The sequence below is a fragment of the Noviherbaspirillum sp. genome (assembly GCF_035654295.1).
Lineage (GTDB): Bacteria > Pseudomonadota > Gammaproteobacteria > Burkholderiales > Burkholderiaceae_D > Noviherbaspirillum.
The window spans coordinates 1-2,229 of the sequence record NZ_DASRXF010000144.1; the positions used below are offsets into that span (position 1 = coordinate 1).

Genomic DNA, 2,229 nt, shown 5'->3' on the forward strand with positions numbered 1-2,229 from the left:
TGAAGAGCAACTGCAGTTTTCGCTGACCGAGCAAAAGCGTACCGGCCGCAAACTCGGGCGTGTCTTCATTGAGAACGGGTTTGTCACCGAAGAGCAGATTTCGGGGGCGCTGGCCAAGCAGCTCAATATTCCTTACATCAACCTCCGGTTTTATAACCTTAATCCGGAAGTTGTACGTCGCCTTCCGGAAACCCAGGCCCGCCGTTTCCGCGCGCTTGCGCTGGAAGACCGTAATGGCGCGCTGCTGATCGGCATGGCCGATCCGACCGACCTGTTTGCATACGACGAGATTTCCCGTACCGTCAAACGCAGCATCGAGCTGGCGGTGGTCAATGAAGGCGAACTGCTGCAGACCATCGACCGCGTCTACCGCCGCACCGAGCAAATCACCGATCTCGCGCGCGAACTGGAACAGGAGCTCGGCGACAGCCAGGTCGACTTCGGCGCGCTCGGCGCTACCAGCGGACTCGAGGAAGCGCCGGTCGTCAAGCTGCTGCAATCGGTGTTCGACGACGCGACCCAGGTTCGTGCATCCGACATCCATATCGAACCGCAGGCCGAACGGCTGCAGATCCGCTTCCGTATCGATGGCGTCCTGCATTTGCAGACCGAAGCCGATATCAAGATTGCGCCGTCGCTGGCATTGCGCCTGAAGCTGATGTCGGATCTCGACATTTCGGAAAAACGCCTGCCGCAGGATGGACGCTTCGCCGTCAAGGTGAGAAACCAGCAGATCGACGTCCGTATTTCGTGCATGCCTACGCAGTACGGCGAATCGATCGTCATGCGCCTGCTGAATCAGAGCGGCGGCATTCTGAAGCTCGATTCGATCGGCATGCCGGCGGCAATGGTGAAAAAATTCCGCGCAATTCTCGAACGGCCGAACGGACTGGTGCTGGTCACCGGTCCGACCGGCAGCGGCAAGACAACCACGCTTTATGGCGCGCTGGCAGAACTTAACTCGATCGAGCGCAAGCTGATCACCGTCGAAGACCCGGTCGAATACCGGCTCCCCGGCATCAACCAGGTGCAGGTCAATGAAAAGATCGAACTGACGTTTGCGCGCGTGCTGCGCTCCGCATTGCGCCAGGACCCGGACGTGGTGCTGGTCGGTGAGATGCGCGACCAGGAAACCGCCCAGATCGGCATGCGCGCCGCGCTTACCGGCCACCTCGTGCTATCGACCCTGCACACCAATGACGCGGTCAGCACGCCGGTCCGCTTGCTCGACATGGGCGTGCCGCGCTACATGGTCGCGACCTCGCTGCAGGCTGTGCTCGCGCAGCGTCTGGTGCGCGTGATTTGCGAAACCTGCGCCGAACCGTACACCCTCAAACCCAACGAGCAGGAATGGCTCAAGTTCGAGCTGCGCGATACCGTCAACGAACGCAAGTACAAGCACGGGCGCGGGTGCACGCACTGCAATGGCACCGGCTATCGCGGCCGGACCGGTGTCTACGAAATGCTTGAAATGACGGATGCTGTCGCAGATGCCGCCAACCATCACGATCCGGCCCATTTCATGAAAGTGGCGACTGCCCAGATGGCCGGACAGACGCTGCGCCGGCATGCGGTGGCGCTGGTCATCGCCGGAAAAACGACCGTGTCGGAAGCGATGCGGGTCAGCAACCAGTTCGATGAGTGACGAGGGGACTGATGCGTAGCCAAATGACATTGTTCCGCCGCGCTCCGGGGGCGGCATCGCGCCCCGGCACTCGCAACCCGATGCGGCACCTTTGCTGCGGGCACTGACATGCCGTACTTCGCGTACAAGGGACGTAATGCGCGCGGCGAACTGCTGCAGGGGGTGCTCGAAAGCGCCGACAGCGGGGCAGTGGCGGACCAGCTCTTCAGCACAGGCGTGACGCCGATCGAGATCGTCGTCACCAGGAAGCCGGTTGCGAAAGGCGAAGGAGGCTGGTGGGCACGCCTGACGGAACCGAAAATCCGCTCGCTCGACGTACAACTGTTCAGCCGCCAGTTGTACACCCTGCTCAAGGCCGGCGTCCCGATCATGCGCGGGCTGGCCGGCCTGCAGGAATCGGCAGTCAACCGCTCGTTCGGACGTGTGCTGAAAGACGTGCGCGAATCGCTCGACTCGGGGCGCGAACTGTCGGCAGCGCTGCGCCGGCACCCGGACGTGTTTTCGCCGTTCTACCTCAGCATGGTGCGTGTCGGCGAGATGACCGGCCGCATGGATGAAGTGTTCTTGCGGCTGTTTGACTATCT

At 61.8% G+C, this 2,229-nt stretch carries 2 protein-coding genes; both read left to right on the forward strand.

Annotation, left to right across the window (positions count from 1 at the left end; genetic code table 11):
• Positions 1-1,645, forward strand: a 1,645-nt coding sequence (locus VFF99_RS14145) for a GspE/PulE family protein (RefSeq protein ID WP_325018943.1), incomplete at its 5' end; no start/stop codon positions are given.
• A gap of 108 nt (positions 1,646-1,753) precedes the next feature.
• On the forward strand, positions 1,754-2,229 hold a 476-nt coding region (locus VFF99_RS14150; protein WP_325018944.1), incomplete at its 3' end, for a type II secretion system F family protein.